Annotated in this window: 14 protein-coding genes; 3 read left to right on the forward strand and 11 right to left on the reverse strand. The window is 71.8% G+C overall.

From position 1 onward, the window contains the following. Positions 1-251: 251 nt before the first annotated feature. The 10 genes from MKK82_RS15240 to MKK82_RS15285 all read right to left on the reverse strand — a co-directional run bounded on the left by MKK82_RS15240 (position 252) and on the right by MKK82_RS15285 (position 13,306). Positions 252-1,055: an MBL fold metallo-hydrolase gene (locus MKK82_RS15240; protein ID WP_238293257.1), complete on the reverse strand. Its 804-nt coding sequence runs from the start codon at positions 1,053-1,055 to the stop codon at positions 252-254. A 23-nt stretch (positions 1,056-1,078) separates the two neighbouring features. Continuing rightward, complete coding sequence (locus MKK82_RS15245; RefSeq protein WP_238293259.1) at positions 1,079-1,879, reverse strand: TatD family hydrolase; 801 nt, start codon at positions 1,877-1,879, stop codon at positions 1,079-1,081. A 15-nt stretch (positions 1,880-1,894) separates the two neighbouring features. Then, the gene (gene metG, locus MKK82_RS15250) at positions 1,895-3,472 is read right to left on the reverse strand and encodes a methionine--tRNA ligase (protein WP_238293261.1); all 1,578 of its coding nucleotides are present in this window, start codon (positions 3,470-3,472) and stop codon (positions 1,895-1,897) included. Positions 3,473-3,785: 313 nt separating this feature from the next. After that, complete coding sequence (locus tag MKK82_RS15255; RefSeq protein WP_279603035.1) at positions 3,786-6,719, reverse strand: PAS domain S-box protein; 2,934 nt, start codon at positions 6,717-6,719, stop codon at positions 3,786-3,788. Positions 6,720-6,988: 269 nt separating this feature from the next. Next, a complete protein-coding gene (locus MKK82_RS15260; protein WP_238293265.1) occupies positions 6,989-8,056 on the reverse strand; it encodes a DNA polymerase III subunit delta' in 1,068 nt (355 codons plus the stop codon). A gap of 199 nt (positions 8,057-8,255) precedes the next feature. Further along, a complete protein-coding gene (gene tmk / locus MKK82_RS15265; RefSeq protein WP_238293268.1) occupies positions 8,256-8,972 on the reverse strand; it encodes a dTMP kinase in 717 nt (238 codons plus the stop codon). 10 nt (positions 8,973-8,982) lie between these two features. Further along, positions 8,983-10,215, reverse strand: a complete 1,233-nt coding sequence (locus MKK82_RS15270; RefSeq protein ID WP_238293269.1) for a D-alanyl-D-alanine carboxypeptidase family protein — start codon at positions 10,213-10,215, stop codon at positions 8,983-8,985. A 158-nt stretch (positions 10,216-10,373) separates the two neighbouring features. After that, positions 10,374-11,777 (reverse strand): septal ring lytic transglycosylase RlpA family protein, encoded by a 1,404-nt coding sequence (locus MKK82_RS15275; RefSeq protein WP_243986207.1) that lies wholly within the window; start codon positions 11,775-11,777, stop codon positions 10,374-10,376. A gap of 577 nt (positions 11,778-12,354) precedes the next feature. Next, positions 12,355-12,675: a ribbon-helix-helix domain-containing protein gene (locus MKK82_RS15280; RefSeq protein WP_238293271.1), complete on the reverse strand. Its 321-nt coding sequence runs from the start codon at positions 12,673-12,675 to the stop codon at positions 12,355-12,357. Further along, complete coding sequence (locus MKK82_RS15285) at positions 12,659-13,306, reverse strand: ParA family protein (protein WP_010686460.1); 648 nt, start codon at positions 13,304-13,306, stop codon at positions 12,659-12,661. Before MKK82_RS15285 ends, MKK82_RS15280 begins: the two co-directional genes overlap by 17 nt. A 372-nt stretch (positions 13,307-13,678) precedes the next feature. Between MKK82_RS15285 and MKK82_RS15290 the strand changes: the two genes are divergently transcribed. Continuing rightward, on the forward strand, positions 13,679-14,239 hold the full coding sequence (locus tag MKK82_RS15290; RefSeq protein WP_238293274.1) for a PAS domain-containing protein: 561 nt from the start codon (positions 13,679-13,681) through the stop codon (positions 14,237-14,239). An 83-nt stretch (positions 14,240-14,322) separates the two neighbouring features. After that, positions 14,323-15,960: an acyl-CoA synthetase gene (locus MKK82_RS15295; RefSeq protein ID WP_238293276.1), complete on the forward strand. Its 1,638-nt coding sequence runs from the start codon at positions 14,323-14,325 to the stop codon at positions 15,958-15,960. Between the two features lie 67 nt (positions 15,961-16,027). Here MKK82_RS15295 and MKK82_RS15300 read toward each other — a convergent pair whose 3' ends face one another. Next, complete coding sequence (locus MKK82_RS15300; protein ID WP_238293278.1) at positions 16,028-16,219, reverse strand: hypothetical protein; 192 nt, start codon at positions 16,217-16,219, stop codon at positions 16,028-16,030. A gap of 344 nt (positions 16,220-16,563) precedes the next feature. Here MKK82_RS15300 and MKK82_RS15305 point away from each other — a divergent pair, with 344 nt between their 5' ends. After that, a complete protein-coding gene (locus tag MKK82_RS15305; protein WP_238293280.1) occupies positions 16,564-17,919 on the forward strand; it encodes an alpha/beta hydrolase in 1,356 nt (451 codons plus the stop codon). Positions 17,920-18,010: the final 91 nt, after the last annotated feature.

Raw genomic sequence — 18,010 nt, forward strand, 5'->3', positions numbered from 1 at the left:
AAGAACACCCCGGAACCCCGGGGCTCATCACAGGCAAACAGAGGACCAACCGGCTACTTCGCCGGCCAGTCCCGCCGCTTGTCAGAAGATGGCTCAGCGCCCGGTCCACTTCCGCGGCCGGCGCCGATGAACCGGGGTATACGGCCGACGTTCCCCGCCGTCAACAGGCTTGTTCGCCGGGGAGCCGATTTTCTTGGACTCCGGCGACGACAGGTGTGTGACGCCCGATTCGCCCCCGCCCCCGGCCGCCCTCAGGCGTCGAGCCTCAGGCTCATCCCGTCATAGGCCGGCACCACCCCGGCGGGCAGGCGACCCGCCAGGGCCGCGTAGTCGAGATCGGTGTGCAGGTTGGTGAGCACGGCGCGGCGCGGTCGGACCGTACGGATCAGCGCGAGTGCGTCCGAGACGGAGAAATGCGTGGGATGCGGCGTGTCCCGCAGGGCGTCGATGATCAGCAGGTCGAGGCCGTGCAGCCGGGCGAGGCTCGCCTCCGGGATCAGGCTGACGTCGGGCATGTAGGCCGCGTCGCCGAAGCGGAAGCCCAGGGCCGCCTCGTTGCCGTGCTCCACCGGGAGGGCTTCCACGGTGATCGGCCCCCCCTCCCCGTCCACGCTCAGGTCGCGGTCCAGGGTCAGGTCGCGCAGATCGAGGATTGGCGGATAGGCGCTGCCGGGGGGCGTCTCGAAGCAGTAGCCGAACCGGGTCGTGAGCAACCCGCGGGTCACGGCGTCGGCGTAGACCGGGATGCGCGCCCGCATGGCGATCACCAGCGGGCGCAGGTCGTCGATCCCGTGGGTGTGGTCGGCATGGGCGTGGGTGTAGAGCACCGCGTCGAGTCGGGTCACGGCGGCGTCGATGAGCTGCTCGCGCAGGTCCGGGGAGGTGTCGACCAGTAGCGTGGTCCGCCCAGCCCCGGAGGCGCGCTCGACCAGGATCGAGCAGCGCCGCCGGCGGTTGCGCGGCTCCTCCGGATCGCAGGCACCCCAGCCGCTGCCGACCCGCGGCACCCCGCCCGAGGAGCCGCAGCCGAGGATGCGCAGGGTCAGGCTCACCATCCGGATCTCCCGCTCCTCACGCGTCACGCGGCGCCCGGAGGCGTTCCGGCGGCCTTGTCGAACAGCGCGAAGAAATTCGCCGTCGTGATCCGGGCGAAATCCTCGGCCGGCAGCTCCAGGGTCTCGGCCAGCGACCGGGCGGTGTCGGCCGTGTAGGCCGGCTCGTTGGTCCGCCCCCGGTGGGGCTCGGGGGCCAGGAACGGCGCGTCGGTCTCCACCAGGATCCGGTCGAGGGGCACGCTCCGCGCGATGGCGCGCAGGTCGTGCGAGCGCCGGAAGGTGACGATGCCGGAGAAGGACACGAAGAGCCCCAGCTCCAGCCCGGCCTCGGCCAGCCGCTTCCCCGAGGAGAAGCAGTGCAGCACGGCCCGGAACGGCGCCCGGCCCATCTCGTCGGCGAGCACGCGCTCCATGTGGTCGTCGGCATCGCGGGCGTGGATCACCAGCGGAAGGCCGGCGCGGCGCGCGGCCTCGATATGGGCGCGCAGCACCCGCTCCTGCACGGCCTCGGGGGCGGCGTCGGCGTAGTGGTAGTCGAGCCCGGCCTCGCCGATCCCGACGCAGCGCGCGTTGGCCCTGGCGAGGGCGGCGATCGTCTCGGCGGCGACGTCCGGCTCCTCGGCGGCGCCGTGGGGATGGGTGCCGATCGTGTACCAGACCTCCGGATGGGCCTCGGCGATCGCCCGGTAGGTGTCGGCCTTGGCGACCCGGGTGGCGATCGTGAGCATGCCGGTGACGCCCGCCGACCTGGCGCGGGCGATCACGCCCGGGAGGTCGGCGGCGAAGTCCGGGAAGTCGAGATGGCAGTGGCTGTCGATGAGCATCGGGTCTCGGGGCCGTCAGGCTGCCGGAGCTTCGGGGCGCTCGAAGCGCGGGAAGATCGGCGCGGGGGCGGGCAGCGCCGTGCCGGGCACGAGCCTTCCCCCCTCCCCCACAGCGGCGAGGCTGCGCCGGTCGGCCGGCACCGCCAGCAGGTCGAGGAGCTTGGCCGCCGCCCCCGGCACGAAGGGCTGGGTCAGGATGCCGAAGACGCGCAGGGATTCCAGCGTCGTGTAGAGCACCGCGTTCATCCGCGCCGGGTCGGACTTGCGCAAGCGCCACGGCTCCTGGGCGGCGAAGTAGCGGTTGGCCTCGGCCACCACGGCCCAGATCTCCGCCAGGACGGTGTGGAGCGCCAGCTCGCCCATGAGCGCCCGGGCCCGCTCCGGCAGGGCGTCGGCCTGGGCCAGCAGGGCCCTGTCCGCGTCGTCCAGGCTGCCCGGATCCGGCACCGCGCCGTCGCAGTTCTTGGCGACCATCGAGAGCGAGCGCTGGGCGAGGTTGCCGAGGTCGTTGGCGAGATCGGCGTTGATCCGGCCGATGATCGCCTCGTGGCTGTAGCTGCCGTCGCCGCCGAACGGCACCTCGCGCAGCACGAAGTAGCGCACCGGGTCGACCCCGTAGGTGTCGGCGAGCTCGAACGGGTCGAGGACGTTGCCCAGCGACTTCGACATCTTCTCGCCCTTGGAGAGCAGGAAGCCGTGGCCGAAGACGCGCTTGGGCAGGGGCAGCCCGGCCGACATCAGGAAGGCCGGCCAGTAGACCGCGTGGAACCGGACGATGTCCTTGCCGATCACGTGCAGATCCATCGGCCAGAACTTGTTTTGCGGACTCTCCGCGTCGGGGAAGCCGGTGACCGTCAGGTAGTTGGTCAGGGCGTCGACCCACACGTACATGACGTGGTTCGGATGGCCGGGCACCGGCACGCCCCAGTCGAAATTGGTGCGGCTGACCGAGAGGTCCTTGAGGCCGGAGCGCACGAAGCTCGCCACCTCGTTCTTCCGCGTTTCCGGCCCGATGAAGCCGGGCTGCTCGTCGTAGAGCCTGAGCAACCGGTCCTGGTAGGCGGAGAGGCGGAACAGGAAGTTCTCCTCCTCCATCCACACCACGGGCGTGTCGGTGGCGAGGCTGCGGCGGCTGCCATCCTCGAGGAGCCGCGTCTCGGACGCGTCGTAGTAGGCCTCGTCTCGGACCGAGTACCAGCCGGCATACTTGTCGAGATAGATGTCGCCCCTGGCCTCCATCCGCCGCCAGATCGCCTGGGCGGCTTCGTAATGGCCGGGCTCGGTGGTGCGGATGAAGCGGTCGTAGGCGCAGTCCATCCGGTCGGCCATGGCCTGGAACCGGGCGGCGGTGCCGTCGACGTAAGCGCGCGGGGTGGTGCCGGCCCGGGTCGCGGCCTGCTGGATCTTCAGGCCGTGCTCGTCGGTCCCGGTGGAGAACAGCACGTCGTAGCCGTCGAGCCGGTGGAAGCGCGCGATGGCGTCGGCGGCGATCACCTCGTAGGCGTGGCCGATATGGGGCGCGCCGTTGGGGTAGGAGATCGCGGTCGAGAGACCGAAGGTCTTTCGGGGGTTCGCCGGGGCGTTGGACGTCACGTCTGTGGTGTTCCGGATCATCGCGATAGGCTGCCCGCGTTGTCGCGCGGCAGCGGCCGCGACGCAACCGCCGCAAGGCCGGCGGGCGGCACCATCCCGCCGGCCAGTGCCGCCCGCCACGCCGTGAAAGCGTCGGGGGCCTGGCGCGGACGGGACACGCGGGACGAGCGCGCGGGATCTCGCGGGACCCCTATGGCGGCCGCGGACGCGCCGGATCCGGTTCCCCCGGGGCTCGCGACCGCCGTTGGGTAGCGCCCCCGGCTCCTGCCGTCCGTCGCGTCGCGGCATCGATGCGCCGGGACGCAACGCGGCGTCAGGAGCGCCGTGCCTGTTCCCGTCCTGCCTCGATCATCGAACGGATCCGGGCGGCCATGCTCTCGATCGCGAAGGGCTTGGTCAGCACCGCCATGCCGGGCGAGAGATGCCCGTTCCCGAGGATGGCGTTCTCGGCGTAGCCGGTGATGAACAGCACCTTCAGGCCGGGCCGGGCGACGCGCGCCGCATCCGCCATCTGACGGCCGTTCATGCCGCCGGGCAGGCCGACATCCGTGATCAGCAGGTCGATGCGCACGTCGGACTGCAGGACCCTCAGGCCCGCCGCACTGTCGCCGGCCTCGATGGCCGTGTAGCCGAGGTCTTCCAGGATGTCGGTGACGAGCATGCGCACCGTCGGCTCGTCATCGACGATCAGTACGGTCTCGCCCTGCTCGGAGCGCGGCAGGTCGGTGACGGGCACCACCCCCTCTTCGTCGGCGACTTCCCCGTAATGGCGGGGCAGGTAGATGCACACGGTCGTGCCCTGACCGACCTCCGAGTAGATGCGCACCTGCCCGCCGGATTGCTGCGCGAACCCGTAGATCATCGACAGGCCGAGCCCGGTGCCCTCCCCGATGGGTTTGGTCGTGAAGAACGGCTCGAAGACCCGCGCCATCACCTCCGGGGCCATGCCGGTTCCGGTGTCGGTCACGCAGACCGACAGGTATTGCCCTTCCGGCATGTCGTGCTGGCGGGCGGCCCGCTCGTCCATCCACTTGTTGGCTGTCTCGATGATGATCCGGCCCCCGTCCGGCATGGCGTCCCTGGCGTTGATGCAGAGGTTGAGCAGGGCGTTCTCCAGCTGCGAGGGGTCGACCAGGGCCGGCCAGACGCCCGTCGCGCCGACCACCTCGATCGGGATCGCCGGTCCCACGGTGCGCTGGATCAGCTCCTGCATGTCCGCGGCGAGCCGGTTCACGTTGGTCGGCTTCGGATCCAGCGTCTGGCGACGCGAGAACGCGAGAAGACGGTGGGTCAGCGCGGCGGCGCGCTTGGCCGCGCCCTGCGCCGCCGTCATGTAGCGGTCCACGTCCGTGAGCCGGCCCTGCTGCATGCGCGTCTGCATCAGCTCGAGCGAGCCCGAGATGCCCGCCAGCAGGTTGTTGAAATCGTGGGCCAAGCCGCCGGTCAACTGGCCGACGGCCTCCATCTTCTGTGACTGGCGCAGCGCCTCCTCGGCCGTCTCGCGCCGCGCGATCTCCTCGGCGACACGCTGCTCCAGGGTCGCATTGAACGCGTCGAACGAGGCCTTGACGCGCAGCTCCTCCTCGATGTTGCGCGCCTCGATCACGGTCCCGATGGCCTGGCCATGCTCGTCGCGGATCGGGCTCGCCGTGAAGCCGACCGGGTAGAAGGAGCCGTCCCTGTGCACGAACACCTCCTCGCCCTGCTCCTGATTGTTCTCAGGGAAGGCTTGGTCGATGGGGCACTCGCAGAGCGGATAGGGGGACCCGTCCGGGCGCGTGTGATGCACGATGTCGTGGAGGACGCGACCTTGCGTCTCCGCCAGGGTGTAGCCGGTGAGGCGCTCGGCGGCCGCGTTCATGTAACTGCAGTACTGGCGCTCATCCATCAGGAAGATCGCCTGCGTCGTGTTGTTGAGGATCGCGTCCAGCCGGCGCGACGTCTCGGCGAGGCGCTCCTCGGCCGTCTTGCGATCGTGGATGTCGACGACCGAGCCGATGTAGCCGAGGAAACTGCCCTCCTCGTCGAGGCGGGGTTGAGCGGCGTCGATGAACCAGCGGTACTGCCCGTCGGCACCCTTCAGGCGGTATTCGACCCTGAACGGCTCGCGCCGGGCGTTGGCCGCCAGGAACGCCTCCCCGGACCAGCCGCGATCGTCCGGATGGACGGCGTCGAGCCAGCCGAGCCCGAGCCCCTCGGCCTCGGCCTGTCCGGTATACGCGTACCAGAGCCGATTGAGATAGGTGCAGCAACCGTCCGGATCGGTCACCCACATCATGACCGGGGCATGGTCGGCCATGTTGCGGAAGCGCCTCTCGCTCTCGCGCAGCGCCTGCTCCGTTCGCTTGCGCGCGGTGATGTCGATGGCGGTCCCGATCACGCGGAGGCAGCGGTTCTCCGCGTCGAACATCCCCCGGCCCTTGGCGGCGACCCACCGGACGACGCCGTCCTCCTTGCCGACGGCGCGATACTCGACGTCGTAGACGGCGCGCTTGGCCGGATCGAGGGCCGCGGAGAAGGCGGCACGGCTCGCCTCACGGTCGTCCGGATGGAGACCGGAATAGAAGTCGGCCATCGTGACCGGCACGTCCGGCGAGATGCCGAACATCGCCTTCACGCGCGGGGGCCAGAAGAGCGTGTCGTTGAGGCAATCGACGTCCCAGAGGCCGATCTCGGCCGCTTCCGTCGCGAGCGGCAGGGCCATCTCGCTGTAGCGCAGGCGTTCCGTGTTGGCCGCCTGCTCGGCCACGAGTGCGGCGTTCTCGCCTTGCAAACGCGCCAGTCCGACCGAGTCGGCGGTGACGTCGTACTGGCTCGCGAAGAAGTAGGCGACCTCGCCGCCGGCGTCCTTGACGGGTGCGAGCAGCAGTTGGTTCCAGAAGGTCGTGCCGTCCTTGCGGTAGTTGAGGATCGCGATCTCGATCTTCTCCCGGGCCGCCACGGCGGTGCGGATGCGGGCGACAGCGTCCGGATTGGTGGCCGGGCCCTGCAGGAAGCGGCAGTTGCGCCCGATGATCTCGTCGTGGGCGTACCCGGTGAGGCGGCAGAAGGCGTCGTTGACGAAGATGATGGGATTGTCGGGCTGGCGGGGGTCGGTGACGATCATCGGCATGCGCGTGGCACGCGCCGCGGCCGCGAACGGGTCGGTGATGTCCGCTCCTCCAGCGATCTCCGAGAGGATGCGATCCGTATCGCGACGGACAGCCTCGGCGGTCGTCGGTGACGAGGATGGTCGGTTCTCATGCATTGTGCGCCCGGCTGTAGCAGACCGAGCCGCAGGCTCAACATGCGGGGCCGGGCCGCCTTGATGAATCCGCTCGGCGCAGGCTCACGCGAGGCCGCGCGCGTCGGCTCGAGGCTCCGAACGGTCGAAGACGGGCCGTCCGGCGTGGCGACGGCGCGAGCCCGCGCCGGATCGTCGGCTTCCCGTTCCGAGCCGGTCCTGAGCGGCGGCCGACCCGTGAGCGTTTCCGGGACGCGGCGGCGACCGTCCCGCCTTCGGCCTCTCCGGCGCGCCTACCCGACCTCCGCTAGGTCCCCGAACAGCGACAGCACCACCGGGCGCCGGTCGAGGTTGTAGGTCGCGGCCTCCCGGGCGGCGCGGCCGAACCGGTCGGCGACCTCCACCAGGGCGGCGAGCCGGGCGGGCGGCTCGTCCCGGCGCCGGTCGATCTCGCCCGAGACGAAGCGCAGCACCGCGTCTTGGGCGGCCTCGAACCGGGCCTCCGCGTCCCGGCCCGCCAGGGTCTCGGCGAGCTTGAGCACCCGGCCCCAGTCGGGATCGCGCGCCCGCGCCAGCAGGGTCTCGATCTCCGCCACGAGGCCGGCCGTGACCGGGTCGAGCATCGCCAGCGCCCGGGCGACCGAGCCCTCGCACTGGGCGACCGCCCGGGCGAGGGCCGCCGCCTCGGGCTGCGGGAACGGCGCGGGCAGGCCGCGCACCACCCGGGCGACGTCCTCGGCCGGCAGCGGGCGCAGCATCAGAGCCCGGCAGCGGGAGCGGATCGTCGGCAGCAGCCGGCCGGGCTGGTGGGACAGGATCAGGAACAGGGCGCGCGGCGGCGGCTCCTCCAGAACCTTGAGCAGGGCGTTGGCCGCGTTGGCGTTGAGATCCTCGGCGCTGTCGAGGATGCAGACCCGCCAGCCGGAATCCGTGGCGGTCGTGGCGAACAGGTCGAGGGCCCGGCGGACCATGTCGACCGAGATCTTGGTCGGCAGCGCCTTCGTGGGGGCGGTCTTGGCGCCGGCGGCCTTGTGGCGGCGCAGGACCACGAGGTTCGGATGCGACAGGCCCGCGACCTTGCCGATGACGGGATCGCCCGCCGGCAGGTCGAGCCCGGCCGGGCCGCCCCCGCCGGGATGGGCGAGCAGGCGGCGCGCGACCCGGTAGGCGAGCGTCGCCTTGCCGATCCCGGGGGCACCGCCGATCAGCCACGCGTGGTGAAGGCGGCCCGCCGCGATCGCGGCCGCGAAGGCCTCCGCGGCGGCGGCGTGGCCGATGAGCGCCAGGGTCTCGCGCGGACGCGGAATGCCCGGCAGGTCCCCGGGCTCGACATCGTCGGCGCCGCGGTCGATCGGCTTCATGGCGCGTCCCCTCTGCGAATTCCGGTCCCTCCGGCGCCCCCCGGAGCCGCTGCTTACAAGGATAGGCCGGTGGCGCCCACAGCTTCAGGGCCGGTTTCCCGCCGGTGTCCCGCCCGTCTCGGTCCGGCATTGCCCGGCACTCGACCCTGACAACGCTCCCGTCCAACCGTCGTCGGGGTTCGCCGGCGCGGGCGCGCCCTCACGCCGCATCGCCGCGGATGCCCTCGCCCGGCGGCAACTCCGGCAGCAGGTCCGGCAGCCTGGACGCGACGGCGTCACGGATCGCCGCCTCGACCGCGTCGGGATCGCGGCCGGCGTCGATCACCGCGCAGCGCGCCGGCTCGGCCCGGGCGATCGCGAGGAACGCGTCCCGCAACCGCACGTGGAATCCGAGGGCCTCGGCCTCGAACCGGTCGGCCTTCTGCCCGGCCCCGCGCGCGGTCGCGCGGGCGAGGCCGGCCTCGGGGGGCAGGTCGAGGATCAGGGTCAGGTCCGGTCGGGTCGGGCCGACGACGACCCGCTCCAGGGCGGCGATGACCCCCGGATCGAGGCCCCCCGCGGCGCCCTGATAGGCCCGGGTCGAATCGATGAAGCGGTCGCACAGCACGGTCTCGCCCCGCTGAAGCGCCGGGCGGATCAGCCGGTCGAGGTGGTCGATCCGGGCGGCGCTGAACAGCAGGGCCTCGGCGAAGGGTCCGTAGGGCTTGGCGACGCCGTCCAGCAGCGCCGCGCGGATCTCCTCGGCCCGCGGCGAGCCGCCGGGCTCGCGGGTCACGCACGCGCCCCGGCCGGACCGGGCGCGCAGGGTCGCGGCGAGGCGGGCGACCTGGGTCGACTTGCCGGCCCCCTCCCCGCCCTCGAAGGTGATGAAGGCGCCGCGCGCCGGCGCGGGATCCTCGAACCGCGGCACGATCACGCGCGCGCCGTCACGACGGGTTGGCCGCCCCGGCAGCACCCTTGTCGGACCCCTTGTCGGACCCCTTGCCGGCCCGGTCGAGGGCCTTGCGGACGAGGCCGCTGCCGAATTCCAGCGCCGCATCCATGGCCCGCTGCGGCAGCGTGCCGGGCTCCACCGCGGCGCCCGCGTAGAGCGGCTGGTCGAGGGCGACCGTCTCGCCCCGCTGGATGCGCAGGGCGCCGACCCGCTGGCCCTCCTCCACGGGGGCGACGAGCGGCCCGGTATAGATCACCTTGGCGCTGACCCGGTCGCTGGAGCCGCGCGGCAGCAGCACCCGCACCGGCTTCTTGGCCACGAGGGGCACGGAACCGGCCTGCCCGCCGAACACCGAGGCCTCCGCCACCGTCTCGCCCGGCGCGAAGACCTGCCGGGGCTCGAAGGCGCGAAACCCCCATTCCATCAGCTTGCGCGCCTCGGCGGCGCGGTCCCGGGCGGTCTTGAGGCCCGAGACCACCAGGATCAGGCGCTGGCCGTTCTGCACCGCCGAGCCGGTGAGCGCGTAGCCGGATTCCTCCAAGTAGCCGGTCTTGAGCCCGTCCGCACCGATGTCGAGGGCCAGAAGCGGGTTGCGGTTCTGCTGGCGGATCTTGTTCCAGGTGAACTCCTTCTCGGAGAAGATCTTGTAGTAGTCCGGATAGGTGTCGATGATGTGGAGCGCGAGCTTCGCCATGTCCCGGGCGGTGACCTTCTGGTCGGGCGCCGCGTAGCCGGTGGCGTTGCGGAAGGTCGAGTTCGCCAGCCCGATCTCCTTGGCGCGCTGGTTCATCAGCCCCGCGAAGGCCTCCTCGGACCCGGCCATGTTCTCCGCGATGGTGATCGCCGCGTCGTTGCCCGACTGGACGATCAGGCCGCGCAGCAGGTCCGCCATCTTGATGCGGCTGTTGACCTGCGCGAACATCGACGAGCCGCCGCCACCCGCTCCGCCGCGCTTCCACGCGTCCTCGGTGACGGTGAACTCCGTATCCATCGACAGGCGGCCGGATTTCAGCGCCTCGAACACGATGTCGGTCGTCATCAGCTTGGCCATGCTGGCCGGCGAGAACCGCTCGTCGGCGGCCTTCTCGAACAGGACGGAGCCGGAATCGGCGTCGACCAGGATGGCGTGCGGGGCCGCGGTCTGGAAGCCCTGCGCGGCGGCGCCGGCGAGGCCCGCCCCGAGCGCGCAGGCGGCCGCGAGAAGGGTGAGAAAGGTTCTGCGCATCACCGTCGCGTCCCACGCCTGTCGACCGGCCGAGGAAACCCCGACCGTATCCGGAAAACAAGCGTGACCATATTACGGTTTCGGCGCAGGATCGAATGCGAAATGCCGCATTGAGGGCGGGGCCCAGGCTGTTCGGGCGGCTCGGGCCGCGGCTCCCGTCAGTAGATACCGGCCAGGCGGGCGTGCCCCGCGCCGGCGGGGGCCGCCATCCGCGCAGGCGTGCCGGCAACCGACGCAGCGACCTTGGACGCACCGGCCTTGACCCCAGCGGTCTTGGGCGCGCCGGCCTGGGCGGCCGCGGCCGCATGGGATGCGGGCGCGGCGAGGCGCGCCATGGCGAGCTTGGCGGAGGCCGGCATCGCCGCGGGGGCCGTCCTCACAGGCTGGCCCTGAGCGACCTGAACCCTGGCAGGCTGCATCGTGGCGCGTTGCGCGGGGCCGGGCGCCGGGACCGGCCGTCGCGCGGCCTCGGCGAGGACGGTATGTCCTGCAGCCTCCAGGCCGGGAGCCGTCCGCGCTGTGGCCTTCGCGACGATCTTCCCGGCGGCCGCGGTCCCGTGGCCCTGGGGCGTGGCCTGGGTCAGGGCCGGGTTGAGCCCCGCCACCTTCGCGCCACCCCCCTGTAGACCTGCACCCTTCAGGCCCGTGTCCCGGGCCGCGGCGACCTGCATGGGGGCCGGGCGGAAGTCGCGCACGCGCGGCGCCGTGGGCTGCACCGCCGCCGGGACCGACACGGCGGCTGCGGCGAGCACGATCGGCGCGCGCGCTGGCGCCGGCCGCTCGGGGCGGCTGGCCGGGGTCTCGACAGGCTCCTCGCGCTCTAGAACTCTGTCCTGCGCGGGCTTGAAGGCGAGCGGCGCGGGGCCGGAGCGCGCGTAGCGTTCAGTCTCCTCGGATGGGCCGAGATCGGCCACCATCACGGCCGAGCGGCCGGCCGGACGCCCGTCGGTCCGCAGGCTGGCCAAGAGCTTGCGGTCGTCGCTGCCGGCGACCGAGGCCTTGCCGGCGTACTCGACGCGCACCCGCGCGGTACCCTGGCGGTGGAAGCCCAGGGCCTCCGCCGCCTCCTCCGAGACGTCCATGACGCGGCCGGCATGGTAGGGGCCGCGGTCGTTGACGCGCACCACCATCGAGTAGCCGTTGTCGAGGTTGGTCACCCGGGCGTAGCTCGGCAGCGGCAGGGTGGGATGGGCGGCCGCGATCGAGTGGCGGTCGAACACCTCGCCGTTGGCGGTCATGCGGCCGTGGAAGGCGGAGCCGTACCAGGAGGCGAGGCCCTCACGGACGTAGCCGCTCGGGTTCTCCTTGGGCACGTAGGTCTGGCCGGCGACCACGTAGGGCTTGCCGGTGTAGCGGCGCCCGCCCCCCTTCGGGATCACGTCGCCCTCATTGTAGAGGCGCGGGCTCGCCTTCACGCCGTATTTCGGATCGACGCCGTTGCCGGCGGCGGCGAGCTTCTGCTGAGGCGCGGTGGCGCAGTTGGCGGTGGCCAGGGCCACGCCCGAGACTGCGATGAGCCGCAGGGCGAGGCGCGCCGGCCGGGAAAGCGTCGTGCGCACCATCGTGGGGTTCACCAAACTCTACGCATCACCGAGGCCCGCACCGGGCCGGATCCGGCCGCGCCAAGGAAGGCGCGATCGGTCCACCCAGAATTGTAGCGGTCGCGTAAAGGAAGGCTGAACGACGCCGGCCGCCGGTGTTCAGGCGCCGGGCTGCAGGCCGCCGCAGATCTCGAGCGATGCTTGAACGAAGGTCCGCAAACCGCTGCCTGGAAACATTAAATTTCACAAAGCAGGTGGGATTGGCGTCCGCCCCTCGCAAAGCAAGCGAATCGACCGATCGGCTCCGACGTGGCGTCCGGATGAGCGCGGGTGCCCCACCGGCGGGTCACGGGGCGTACACGCTGAAGAGGCGACGCCCCGCCGGGCGATGCACCCCGCCGTCCCTCCGCCGCGCCGCGGCGCCTCGGGACCGGGGGCGGACGGGCCCTCCGTTTTCGCGAGCCGGCCCGGCATCGGCATCGCGTCCCGTGTCGCGACGGAGGATTCACACCGACCGGGCCCGCAGGGGCTCTCGGATCCCCATCGACCGCAGCGCCGACGATGGCCGCCGGCACGCCTTCGACGAACGGGGCCGCCGTCAGCGGGCCTGCGTGTCGGTGAGCTGCGCGATGGACTGGGCGCCGCGCTGCTTAAACAGCAGGTCGAGACCCTCCAGCATCAGCGCGTGCATCTTGGTCCGCTCGGCGTAGGCGAGGTCCCGGAGCTGCTCGTAGACCGGCGGCTCCAGGTACACCGACATCTGGCGGGCCCGCTGCTTCAGCGTGGCGGCGGGCTTCGGTGGCGGCGGGGCGAGGGCCAGCGACACGATCTCGGCGCCCTGCGGCCGGAGGGGTGCCTTCGCGGGCGGGTTCGCCGAGGCCACGATCGCCGCGAGGCTGAGCTTAGGCGGCTTGGACATGCTGACCCGTCCTCAGGGACTGCGTGCGGCGCTCGATCCACGACCAGAGGCGGCGGACCTCCCCGGCCGCTTGGCCCTTGGGGTTGAACTCGGTGACGCCCTGGCCGAGGCCGATGGCGTCCTGGTGGTCGGTCCGGGACACGATGTTCACGTCCGGCAGGATGCCGAGCACCGCCAGGCCGTCCGCGGCGTCGCGGACCCGGTAGGAGCGCGGCGGGGTCTGGTTCAGCACGAAGGCGAACTTCTTCTCCAGCCGGTAGACGGCCGCCAGCGTCGGCTTGAACGCCCGCAGGTCCGCGGGCGTCGGCCGGCACGGGATGATGCACAGGTCCGCCGCCCGGATCGCCGACAGCGTGCCGGTGGAATCGACCCCCGGCGTGTCGATGAACACGAAATCGTAGGCGGAATCGCGCAGGCGCTCCATCACGGCGTCGATCTGCGTGGCGTCGATCTGCGCCACCTCCGGACCGTCGGCAGTGCGGTGGTCGAGCCAGTCGGAGATGGTGGCCTGCCGGTCCATCTCCAGGATGCAGACCGTGTGGCCCGCCTCCCGGGCGGCCACCGCCAGGGAGATGCACAGCGTGCTCTTGCCGCTGCCACCCTTCTGCGTAACGAAGGTGATCGCTTTCATCCTGGGCGTCCTCCAGAAGGCCCCGCGCATCCGTCCGGGCGCCCGCCGCGCCCGGTCATCGCGCCCGCGGGCCAACCTCAGGTCCCGGGATGCGCGGCCTGCCGCGATCCTGTGACCCAAGGATGCCCCGGCACACGCTGCCGCCGACATGGTTAACGACTCGTTAAGATCGCACCGCGCCCCGGACCGGCCGATCCGGGTGGCAGCCGGGGCAGGCATCTAAACTTCAGGTTAAGACTTTTGGCATAGAATGGGTTAACAGCCTTTCCAGCGCCGCATAGATGCCTTAGCCTGGAGACGGCTGGCATGAGGAGCTTGTCGGAGGTGAATACCTCAGGTTTAAAAAATTTGGATGTCCCGGCGAGGAATGGCATGGCCGAAGCCCCGATCCCGCAATCCATCCTCGAGGCCTCCGGCGTGGTCGGCACGTGGACGCACGATTACTGGGCCGGGCGGCTGGCGCTCTCGGCCACCTTCGCGGGGCTGCTCGGCCTCGATCCGGAGGCGGCGGCCAACGGCGTGTCCCTCGAGGCCTTCCTGGACCGCACCCATCCCGAGGACCGCATCCGCATCGAGAGCTACCTGCATGCCGTGGCCGAGACCGGCGGCCCGATGGAGGCGGAGTTCCGCACCCGCGACACGCGGGCCGGCATCCGCACGCTGCTGCTGCGCGGCCGGATCGAGCGCGACCCGGCCGGCGGTGCGACCCGCGGCCGGGGCATCGCCATCGACCGGACGGAGGAGCAGGCCGCCAACCTCGTGCAGAGCGAGCGCATGGTGAACCGGATGGCCGAGCACATCATCGCCCTGCGCGACCTCGCCCGCGCCCTGCGGCGGCCGGCGCTCACGGACCGGATCGAGCACCTGATGATCGAGATCGGCTTCGAACTCGCCCGCTTCCTGCCGGAGCCCGAGGACGAGCCGCGCCACTGAAGCGTTTCCGCGGGCCGCGCTCGATTGATCGCGCCCGCCCCGGCAAGCTACGGTCCCGGCACCACTTTGCCGGGAGGACGGGGATGGCCCGCGACACGATCTACGACCGCGACCTCGACCGCGTCCCGGCCAACCACCAGCCGCTGACCCCCCTGCTCTACCTCGACCGGGCCGCGCGGGTGTTCCCCGATCAGGTCGCGGTGGTCCACGGCACCCTGCGGCGGTCCTACCGGGAGCTCTACGCGCGGGCCCGCCGCCTCGCCTCGGCGCTGGCGGCGCGCGGGCTCGACCGCGGCGACACCGTGGCGGCGCTGCTGGCCAACACCCCCGAGATGATCGAGTGCCACTACGGGGTGCCGATGACCGGGGCGGTGCTCAACACCCTCAACACCCGCCTCGACGCCGACGCGATCCGCTTCTGCCTGGAGCACGGCGAGGCCAAGGTCCTGATCACCGACCGCGAATTCGCCAGGACGGCCGCCGCGGCGCTGGAGGGGCTGAGGGCGAAGCCCTTCGTCATCGACGTCGACGATCCGGATTACGACGGCCCCGGCGAACGCCTCGGCGAGACCGACTACGAGGCGTTCCTGGCGACCGGCGACGCGGAATACGACTGGCCGCTGCCCGGTGACGAGTGGGACGCGATCACGCTCAACTACACGTCGGGCACCACGGGCGACCCGAAGGGGGTGGTCTACCACCATCGCGGGGCGGCGCTGCTGGCACTCGGCAACGTCATCACGGGGGGGCTCGGGCAGCACCCGGTCTATCTCTGGACCCTGCCGATGTTCCACTGCAACGGCTGGTGCTTCCCCTGGACCCTCTCGATCGTGGCCGGGACCCATGTATGCCTGCGCCAGGTGCGCGCCGAGGCGATGTACCGGCTGATGGCCGAGCACGGGGTCACGCATCTCTGCGGCGCGCCGATCGTCATGCAGATGCTGATCAACGCCCCCGATTCGGAGCGCCGGGACCTGCCCCGGCGCGTGGCGTTCTTTACCGCCGCCGCGCCGCCGCCGGAGGCGGTGCTCGCCGGCATGTCGGAGGCCGGATTCGAGGTGACCCACCTGTACGGCCTGACCGAGAGCTACGGGCCGGCGGTGGTCAATGCCTGGCACGCCGACTGGGACGCCCTGGCGGCCGACCATCGGGCGGCTAGGAAGGCCCGCCAGGGCGTGCGCTACCCGGTGCTCGAGGCCCTCGACGTGCGCGATCCGGAGACGCTGGAGCCGGTGCCCGCCGACGGGGCGACGATCGGCGAGGTGATGATGCGCGGCAACGTGGTGATGCGCGGCTACCTCAAGAATCCCGCCGCCACGCAGGCTGCCTTCAAGGGCGGCTGGTTCCGCACCGGCGACCTCGGGGTGAAGCACCCGGACGGCTACGTCCAGCTCAAGGACCGCTCGAAGGACATCATCATCTCGGGAGGCGAGAACATCTCGTCGATCGAGGTCGAGGACGCCCTGTTCAAGCACCCGGCGGTGGCCGCGGCCGCGGTGGTGGCCAAGCCCGACGCGAAATGGGGCGAGACCCCCTGCGCCTTCGTCGAACTGAAAGCGGGCGCCACCCCCACGGCCGACGAACTGATCCAGTGGTGCCGGGGGCGGCTCGCGTCCTACAAGCTCCCCCGCCACGTGGTGTTCGGGGAACTGCCCAAGACCTCCACCGGCAAGGTGCAGAAGTATCTCCTGCGCGCACGGGCCCGGCAGGACGGAGCCTGATCCGCCGCACGTCCGAAGACCCGGCGGCTCCGGACGTCTGCGCTTCCCGCGCCCGGACGCGGGCCGATCAGGCCCGCGGGGGATCCCGCCGCTCGGCGCGCACCGGCACCGGCACCGGCACGGCCTTCGGGGCCGATCGCGCGTCGCGAAGGTCGGCCAGGACCCGCGCGAAGACCGCCTGGACCGCCATCAGGCTGAACAGGGCGATGGAGGCGACCAGGGCGGCGGAGACGAGGGTCTTGGCGGTTACGGGATCCACGGCTTGGAGTCCTTCGTTCGGTCCCGCCCGGGCTGTCAGGGCGAGGGCGCCGCTTCCGGCGCGCGTACCAAGCCAAGGTGGGTGCTGCGCCGCGCCCGCGCCAGCATCGCGGTTGTCGCGCCTGGCATGCGCGTGGGTCCGGGCTCGACCGGTGTCCGCCTCCCGCGGTGCGTCTGGCGCAGGGGCGCCGCGCCGGCGTGCATCGCGGGCGCGCCGCGCCGAGACGCGCCCGCGATGCACGCCGAGACGCGCAGAGCCGAACCGTGCAGCTTTCCCGGTTGGCGAGCGTTGCGTTTGCCGCAACAAGCGTCCGCGAGGAGCGGGGCGCATTCTGGAGAGACAGCATGGCCGGCAACGGCATCGCGAACGGCGCCCTCGCGGCGCTGCTCGTCGTTCACGGGGGTCTCCTGGCGATGGGGGCGGCGCGGGCTCAGGGCACGGTCCCGGCCCCGCTCCCGACCCAGGCGACGGCCCCGGCCCGACCCCCGTCCCTGCCGCCCGCACAGGAATCTTCACAGGCGTCTTCACAGGGGCCGGCGGCCGACGAGCCGGTGACCCGGGCAGGCTATTACTACATCGGCGGCCGCTACCAGAAGCTCGGCGACAAGACCGTCATGGTCGGCCAGATGTTCGTGCAGTCGCGCACCCCGGCCCGGATCACGCAGCCCTACCCGGTCGTGATGGTGCACGGGCTGGCCCAGACCGGCGTGAACTACCTCGCCACCGCGGACGGACGGCCGGGCTGGGTGCAGCGCTTCGTCGAGAGGGGCTATCAGGTCTACGTGGTCGATCAGGTCGGGCGCGGACGCTCGGGCACCAACCCGGAGGTCTACGGCCCCTACGACCGGCTGAGCACCCGCAGCCTGGAGCGGACCCACACGGCGCCGGAGGTCTACGACCTCTACCCGCAGGCCAAGCTCCACACCCGCTGGCCGGGCGGCCCCGGCGTGCAGGGCAACGCCGCCTTCGACCAGTTCTTCGCCAGTCAGGTCCCGTTCCTCGCCAACAGCCAGCAGACCGAGGAACTGGTCGATCCCGCCCTGATGGCGCTCCTGGAGAAGGTCGGACCCGCGATCCTGGTCACCCACGGTCAGGCGGCCCTGTTCGGTTGGGCGGCCTCGGATGCGCGGCCGGACCTCGTGAAGGCGCATGTCTCCGTCGAGCCGAACGGACCGCCCTTCTTCGACGTGCAGTTCCGCGGCGGCAGGGAGTTCTGGGAGAAGGCCGGGGATGGCCGCGCCCGCGCCTACGGGCTGACCCGGATGCCACTGACCTTCGAGCCGCCCGTCAAGGCGCCCGAGGACCTGATCGTGGTGCAGCAGGCCAAGGGTCCGGATACCAAGGGGCCTGATACCAAGGGTCCGGATACCAAGGGTCCGGATAACAGGGGCCCGGACGCCAAGGGGACGGACAGCAGGGGGGCGGACGGGCGGATCCGCTGCTGGCTGCAGGGCGAGCCCGTGCGGACCCTGCCGAACCTCGCCAAGGTGCCGGCCGTGGTGGTGACCGCGGAGGCCTCCTTCCACGCCACCTACGACGACTGCACGGTCGCCTTCCTGGCCCAGGCCGGCGCCAAGCCCGACGTGATCCGGCTGGCCGACCGGGGCCTGAACGGCAACGGCCACATGATGATGCTGGAGACCAACAGCGACGCCGTGGCGGATCTGCTGGCCGGCTGGCTCGCGGGCCGCGCGAAGTAGGCCGCCCGCCGGACATCGCGGCCGGCCCTGTCCACAGGGACGTTCCAGACGATCGCCGGAGGAGGGTCGGACGATCGCCGGACGATCCTGG

This window comes from Methylobacterium sp. E-046 (assembly GCF_022829625.1).
Classification (GTDB): domain Bacteria; phylum Pseudomonadota; class Alphaproteobacteria; order Rhizobiales; family Beijerinckiaceae; genus Methylobacterium; species Methylobacterium longum.

What these genes read in the sequence shown, in the direction of transcription:
- MKK82_RS15285 (WP_010686460.1), bottom strand. Translation starts at nt 13,306, where the DNA reads ATGAAAGCGATCACCTTCGTTACGCAGAAGGGTGGCAGCGGCAAGAGC.
- MKK82_RS15275 (WP_243986207.1), bottom strand. Translation starts at nt 11,777, where the DNA reads ATGGTGCGCACGACGCTTTCCCGGCCGGCGCGCCTCGCCCTGCGGCTC.
- MKK82_RS15295 (WP_238293276.1), top strand. Translation starts at nt 14,323, where the DNA reads ATGGCCCGCGACACGATCTACGACCGCGACCTCGACCGCGTCCCGGCC.
- MKK82_RS15305 (WP_238293280.1), top strand. Translation starts at nt 16,564, where the DNA reads ATGGCCGGCAACGGCATCGCGAACGGCGCCCTCGCGGCGCTGCTCGTC.
- MKK82_RS15260 (WP_238293265.1), bottom strand. Translation starts at nt 8,056, where the DNA reads ATGAAGCCGATCGACCGCGGCGCCGACGATGTCGAGCCCGGGGACCTG.
- MKK82_RS15280 (WP_238293271.1), bottom strand. Translation starts at nt 12,675, where the DNA reads ATGTCCAAGCCGCCTAAGCTCAGCCTCGCGGCGATCGTGGCCTCGGCG.
- MKK82_RS15255 (WP_279603035.1), bottom strand. Translation starts at nt 6,719, where the DNA reads ATGCATGAGAACCGACCATCCTCGTCACCGACGACCGCCGAGGCTGTC.
- MKK82_RS15270 (WP_238293269.1), bottom strand. Translation starts at nt 10,215, where the DNA reads ATGCGCAGAACCTTTCTCACCCTTCTCGCGGCCGCCTGCGCGCTCGGG.
- MKK82_RS15240 (WP_238293257.1), bottom strand. Translation starts at nt 1,055, where the DNA reads ATGGTGAGCCTGACCCTGCGCATCCTCGGCTGCGGCTCCTCGGGCGGG.
- MKK82_RS15290 (WP_238293274.1), top strand. Translation starts at nt 13,679, where the DNA reads ATGGCCGAAGCCCCGATCCCGCAATCCATCCTCGAGGCCTCCGGCGTG.
- MKK82_RS15245 (WP_238293259.1), bottom strand. Translation starts at nt 1,879, where the DNA reads ATGCTCATCGACAGCCACTGCCATCTCGACTTCCCGGACTTCGCCGCC.